We start from the raw sequence: 6,721 nt of genomic DNA, 5'->3' as shown, positions 1-6,721 counted from the left end.
TCGGCTTTGCCTGGTCCCCCATTTCAAATGGGGGATTTAAAGCATTATTCATTAAATCAGACAACCGAAAAAATAGCATAAAAAACTCGGAGAGAAATTTTTAAAATTTTCTCTCCGAGCCTTATCTAAAGATTTTCCCAATCTATTTTCTCATTCCTATAGAAAAATTCGCGGTCATGCTCTCCAATCTCACGAAGTACACGACATGGATTTCCTACGGCAACAACATTGTCAGGTATATCTTTTACTACAACACTTCCCGCACCGATTACCGAATTTTTACCAATTGTCACTCCGGGAACTATGGTTGTCCCTGCTCCAATCCAGACATTCTCTCCGATATGAACCGTCTTGTTATACTGCATTGCATCTGCACGAAGCGATGGTTCGATTGGATGATTTGCAGTTGCTATAGTGACATTCGGTCCAAACATTACTTTGTCACCTACAAATATCTCACCGTCATCTACTACTGTAAGATTAAAATTTGCGTAGACCTTGTTTCCAAAATGCAGGTTTTTTCCGCCCCAGTTTGCATGAAATGGAAGTTCGATATAACACCCCTCTCCACATTCGGCAAAAGTCTGTTTCATATATTTTTCTTTTTTATCCTGTTCCGATGGACGCAACTGGTTAAATTCCCATAGTTTTTCCATGTAAACATTCTGTTCTTTTGTAATCTCTGATGAATTAGGGTTATATATTATCCCCTTTTCCATCCGCTCTTTTTGCGTCATAATAATCCTCCCTCTATCTCTTTCTACACAGCTTCACTATTGTTTCTACTACCTCGTCCATCTTAAGCGGTTTTGCCAAATGCTCGTTCATCCCGGCATCTATACATTCCTGTGCATCCTCTTTAAACGCATTTGCGGTCATTGATATTATAGGAATAGTCTTGGCATCAGGCCGTTCTAATGTACGGATTGCCTTTGTAGCAGCTATCCCATCCATTACCGGCATCATCACATCCATAAGAATCGCATCAAATTTACCTGCTTCACCAGATTTAAATGCATCAACCGCCTGTCTTCCATCTGACACGATTGTAACTTCTGCGCCCTCATCATTTAAAAGCATCTGAGCAATCTCCGCATTAAGCTCATTGTCTTCGGCAAGAAGCAAATGAAGTCCCCGAATATTACATTCTGAATCAGGAAGTTGTTCTGTCTGTTCCAAAGGTGCAGGCGCAATCTCAAATGGAAGCTCTATGACAAATGTAGAGCCAACTCCCTCTTTGCTGGTGATAGAAATATTTCCGCCCATTTTGTCAATTAGCTTTTTCACTATTGCCATTCCAAGCCCCGTCCCCTGATAAATGCTTCGTGCATCATTTTTTTCCTGTGCAAATGGTTCAAATATATGATCAAGAAACTCCTGACTCATCCCTATTCCTGTATCTGATATTATCCAGCGGTAAGTACAGATACCATCCTTCTCTCCTGCGTCCTGCACGATAGTATTGATTTTTCCGCCCGGACGGTTATATTTAATACAATTTCCATAAACATTTAGAAAAATCTGCCGTAAATGAAGCGGACTTCCATATATATATGGATATGGTATAACTGATTTGTCACTCTCATACTCCCAGCGTATTCCGGTATCTATGGCTCTGTCTACAACGATAAGCACAATTTCCTTTGTCATATCCATTAAGCTTATCGGCTCGTGTGCAAGTTCTATCGTTCCATCTTCCAGTTTACTCATCTGAAGAACATCATTTATAAGAGAAAGAAGATGATTTGCAGAAATCTTCATTTTTTCATGGTTTGCCTTTATCAGCTCCATATCATCAAAATGTGCTTCATCAACCTCCAAAAGACCTATGATTCCATTGAGTGGTGTACGTATATCATGGCTCATACGGCGGAGAAATTCTGTTTTTGAACGGTTTGCGATCTCAGCAGTCCTCAATGCTTCTTCTAACTGTTTCTGACGCTGCATCTCCTCTTTTAAAATAGTATCAATAGGACGATAGCCTACAATAACTTTAAAACTGTGCTCATCTGCATAAAGACGCACCACTGTAGCCTCAAAATACTCCATACCGGCAGAGTTTGGTTTTGTCATATGACGATATACCAAACTTTCCTCATTTTTTAAATGCTCCATAAGATTATGTGCTTCAAATGTATCCAGATAATCCTGTGCAGTTTCCTTAATCAATATATGTTCATAGGCATAACGAATCCATTCCGAATAACTGTTTTTATTATGAAGTTTATTATAACCTTTGGCACTGTGCGAAAAATTTTTCTGTTTTATCGGTTCAAGATAATCATTCATAAGATCACAATAATAGGCCGCGGTATAGTTGATGCAAAGAGCATTAAACATCTGCTTCTCTTTTTTTGCATTGTTTAAAGCATTTTCAAGACTCTGCTGCTTTTCAGCAACTGCCGCAGAAACACTTACATCATTCCTCTTATCATACATCTTTTTTCTCCTCTTCTATTTCCTCAGGATATTTGAAATTTCTTATACCTGTCATCATGCGCATAACATCCCATGTATAATCAAGATGCATACATTCAGGTTCCCCATTTACTGCCCTCTCCATATCCTCAAGTTCATATACAAGTGCATCCGAATTTTCACCAGCAGTTATCTTTTCCGTTTCACCTGACTCAACATAATGTATCGTTGCCTCCCACGCTCTCGGATATTCCATTATCTCGATATATCCTTTCTCGCACGAAATCATTCCTCTTTTGGGCTGCTTTGAATGAAGTGAAAGCATGACTGATGCCATCTGACCTTCATCATTCATAAGCAGTAATCCCACCTGTTCATCAACACCTGTCGGAGCACTTTTTGTCTGTGACGCACGTTTACTTGGACATGACTCCATAAACCAGCGTATAAAAGAAAGAGCATAAACTCCGATGTCAAGCATTGCTCCTCCTGCAAGGTTTGGATTAAAGAAACGGTTGTTCATATCGTATTCCTTAAAACTTCCAAAATTCATCGTGATAAGATTTACTTTTCCGAGAACTCCTGAATTAAGCATTTCTTTTAATTTTTTGTAAATAGGCATATGGTATATCGTCATTGCCTCTGCAACGACAACTCCCTTTTGTTCTGCCAAATTGATTACCTGACTTAATTCACTTGTATTTAATGTTATGGATTTTTCCACAAGTATGTGCTTTCCATTGTTTATTGCTTTTTTCATAAATTCAAAATGAGTGTTGTGCGGCGTTGTAATATATATTACATCTACCTCCGGATCTGTAAAAACATCATTCATATCCTCATATACTTTATCAATATTGTATTTTTTTGCAAATTCAACTGCTTTCTGGTGCGTTCTGTTTGCAACCGAATATATACTTTTTCCGTTTTTTATTAAAGCCTGTGCCATCTCATTTGCGATCACTCCCGTACCTAAAACTGCCCATTTAATATCTTTCATAAATAACGACCTCCTTAGATGCTTATATCATTATAAAATATATTTTAGTGTCAAATCTGAATTTTATCAACCGAAATATAACTTATATTTAATCAACATCATAACCTATTTCTTCTATAAAATTGTTCACCTCCGTCGCCAGATATTCATCCCTCCACACGAGCAATATCTCCGTTGTAAGATCGGCATCTGAAATTTCATAAACACGCAGCTTATTATCCAGATCACTCATTGATTTTGGCAGTATTGCCACACCTATCCCTTTCTCAGCGATTGTCATTGCGGTTCTTGCATCTTCACATTCATAATATATATCACAAGTAAGTCCCGCGGCTTCAAATGTCGAAATCATATAATTTCTATAACGGTGTGACAAGATAAGATGCTCTCCAGAAAGTTCTTTCAAACTTATATACGGACAGTTTTTCCTGCAATAATACTCCTCTGACACCATTGCAACCAGTTTTTCCTTTATAAGCTGCTTCGTCGCACATCCGTTTAAAGTTATTGGTGTACGCAATGTAGTAATATCCACCACATGATTTTCTAACTGCTCTTTCAGATTAAATGTTGACCCTTCATGAATATCAAAATGAATTTCAGGATGTTTTTTTGAAAAACTCTCAATATATTCTGACATCATCGGAACAGTAGACGGTGTGATACCAATATGAATAGTTGCCGACTGGCTTGCCTTTAAAACCTCTCTCTTTGTAATATCAAGCATTTTTAATATACTTACCGCCCTCGCATACAAGACTTTTCCTGCTTCTGTGAGAGTTATCCTCTTCATTCCTCTGAAAAAAAGCTGTACCTGAAGCTCTTCCTCAAGCATTTTCATCTGATAACTGACAGGCGGCTGTGTCATGTTGAGGACTTTTGCCGCCCCGCTTACCGTGCCCTGTTCTACAACTGCACAAAAATATTCCAATTGTTTAGTTTCCATCTTTTGCCTTTCTTGAAGCCATATAAATTTTATTTAATATACACATAAAATCAATATTTTTAATATAGTTTAAATCATGTTATACTGAATTTCAATAAATAACCAAACGAAAGTGAAAGCTGCTTCTTGACTGAAAATTAAGAAGATAAAAATCCAAAAAATCGATAAATATTAAGAATTGACCGAGCTTAAAGCGAGGAATGTTTTTTGATTCAAAGTTAAGAAGATAACCGTATAAAAACAGTCCAAAAATAATAATCAAATCGAGGAACAATCATGAAACGCATAAATTTTGAAACCGGAACCGTAACAGGAAATATCTTAAGTGCTGCTCTCCCAATGCTTGTAGCACAGATTTTAAGTCTGCTGTATAACATAGTTGACCGCATTTATATAGGGCGTATCCCCGAAATCGGAACTGCTGCACTCGGAGCTGTCGGGCTTTGTTTTCCTTTGATAATGATAATCACAGCGTGCAGCAATCTTTTTGGAAGCGGCGGTGCTCCGATTTTTTCCATTAATCGCGGCATGGGTGATGATAAAAAGGCAAATACTATTTTAAATACATCTTTTACAATGGTCTGTGCAAGTGCAATACTCCTTATGATAATCGGCATTGTATTTTCAAAACCGCTTCTCGTTCTTTTTGGAGCATCTCAAAACGCACTGACTTACGCAAGACCTTATATTGTAATCTATCTGCTCGGAACTCTCCCTTCCATGATATCTACCGGTATGAATCCTTTTATCAATGCACAGGGATATTCTACAACGGGTATGTTCTCCGTGACCATCGGTGCAGTTGCAAATATTATACTCGACCCAATTTTTATTTTTCTGTTCGGACTCGGAGTAAACGGTGCTGCCATTGCCACCGTAATATCTCAGGTACTCTCTGCTGTTTTTGTTTTCTATTTTCTTCGCAAAAAAGCAGAGATAAAAGTAAGACTGCTACATAAAAACGAATTTTCTTCCTGCCTTTCCATTGCTAAAAATATCATAACTCTTGGCACAGCAGGATTTATTATGCAACTTACAAACAGTCTTGTTTCAATATGCTGCAATAATGTACTTTATGTTACAGGTGGTGATGTGTATATCTCGGTTATGACTATCGTTTCAAGTGTCCGCCAGATGGTTGAAACTCCTATCTATGCTATAACAGAGGGTTCTTCACCTATTATCAGCTACAATTATGGGGCAAGACGACCTGAACGCGTAAAAAAAGCCGGCATAGTAATGGCTGTCATGGCACTTATCTATACCGGCATAATGTGGAGCATTATCATACTTGCCCCGAAATATTTAATCATGATATTCAGTTCCGATACAACACTTATAAAAGATGTTGTACCTGCATTGAAACTTTATTTTGCTGCATTTATTTTTATGGATCTGCAATATATCGGTCAGACTGTTTTCAAATCACTTAACAAACGGAAACAGGCAATTTTCTTTTCACTTTTACGCAAAGTGTTTATCGTTGTACCGCTTACATACATACTTCCATACGTTTTCCACATGGGAACAGACGGTGTATTTATGGCAGAACCCATATCTAATGTAATAGGTGGAAGTATGTGTTTTATTACTATGCTGTTTACGGTGCTGCCGGAACTTAACAGGATGAAGGAGTGAACACCCTATTTTTTCTCATCCAGCAACATAACACCATCCGCCGGATTATGGTCTATCGCACCGACAATACGATGCGGAATATACGGTTCTTCCAGATATGAAATGTCCTCTGCTTCAAGCTTCACATCCAATGCCTTTGCCGCATCTTCGAGATGCGAAGCCTTTGTTGCTCCGATAATAGGTGAACTTACACCTTTCGCCCAGTGCCATGCCAATGCTATCTGCTGCATTTTTAATGTTCCGTCAATCTCTCTATGAATGGCTTCTGAAGAAAGTCTGCCCGGATTAAAATATACTTTTGATGCAATAACCACTTTGTCACGAGATATATTTTTCTTTAATGCCTGCCCCAGATATTCCTCACTTGTTCCCGCTGAATATCCGTTTGCCGTGTCAAAAAAGTTGATACCGAGTGAAAGTGCATCCTTTACCACTGTCTCGGTTTCTTCTGCATCAAGCGTCCAGTCATGCATAGTCCCTGCTTTTCCGAAACTCATACAACCGACACATACCTTTGATACTTCTATTTCCGTATTTCCAAGTTTTGTGTATTCCATATCCGTTTTCCCCGCTTTTCTAATATTTCAACATTCTTCTGACCGCATGAAAAGTCAAATCATACAAAGAACTATAAATATAATCTACGCCTGCTTTTTTCATCGCTTCTTTCTGCTTGTCTGTCACAACCGTATATGGAAAAATTCCAAACATAAACGGAA

General features: G+C 38.2%; 6 protein-coding genes. 1 reads left to right on the top strand and 5 read right to left on the bottom strand.

The genetic code is table 11. The annotated features are described in order from the left end of the window. Positions 1–125: 125 nt before the first annotated feature. From KQI69_RS07680 to KQI69_RS07665, 4 genes are all read right to left on the bottom strand, one after another. Positions 126–737: a sugar O-acetyltransferase gene (locus KQI69_RS07680; protein WP_216564778.1), complete on the bottom strand. Its 612-nt coding sequence runs from the start codon at positions 735–737 to the stop codon at positions 126–128. A gap of 13 nt (positions 738–750) precedes the next feature. After that, complete coding sequence (locus tag KQI69_RS07675; protein ID WP_216564776.1) at positions 751–2,439, bottom strand: ATP-binding protein; 1,689 nt, start codon at positions 2,437–2,439, stop codon at positions 751–753. Then, complete coding sequence (locus tag KQI69_RS07670; protein WP_216564775.1) at positions 2,432–3,418, bottom strand: Gfo/Idh/MocA family protein; 987 nt, start codon at positions 3,416–3,418, stop codon at positions 2,432–2,434. The genes KQI69_RS07675 and KQI69_RS07670 overlap by 8 nt, the downstream gene beginning before the upstream one ends. An 88-nt stretch (positions 3,419–3,506) precedes the next feature. After that, positions 3,507–4,364: a LysR family transcriptional regulator gene (locus KQI69_RS07665; RefSeq protein ID WP_216564774.1), complete on the bottom strand. Its 858-nt coding sequence runs from the start codon at positions 4,362–4,364 to the stop codon at positions 3,507–3,509. A gap of 276 nt (positions 4,365–4,640) precedes the next feature. Between KQI69_RS07665 and KQI69_RS07660 the strand changes: the two genes are divergently transcribed. After that, on the top strand, positions 4,641–6,002 hold the full coding sequence (locus tag KQI69_RS07660) for an MATE family efflux transporter (RefSeq protein ID WP_216564773.1): 1,362 nt from the start codon (positions 4,641–4,643) through the stop codon (positions 6,000–6,002). Between the two features lie 5 nt (positions 6,003–6,007). Here KQI69_RS07660 and KQI69_RS07655 read toward each other — a convergent pair whose 3' ends face one another. Then, positions 6,008–6,559: an aldo/keto reductase gene (locus KQI69_RS07655; protein ID WP_216564772.1), complete on the bottom strand. Its 552-nt coding sequence runs from the start codon at positions 6,557–6,559 to the stop codon at positions 6,008–6,010. Between the last annotated feature and the right edge of the window lie 162 nt (positions 6,560–6,721).

The organism is Eubacterium sp. MSJ-13, assembly GCF_018918235.1.
GTDB lineage: Bacteria > Bacillota > Clostridia > Lachnospirales > Lachnospiraceae > Butyribacter.
The sequence above is the reverse complement of the archived record's forward strand: the minus strand, read 5'-3'. Positions and strand labels throughout refer to the sequence as shown.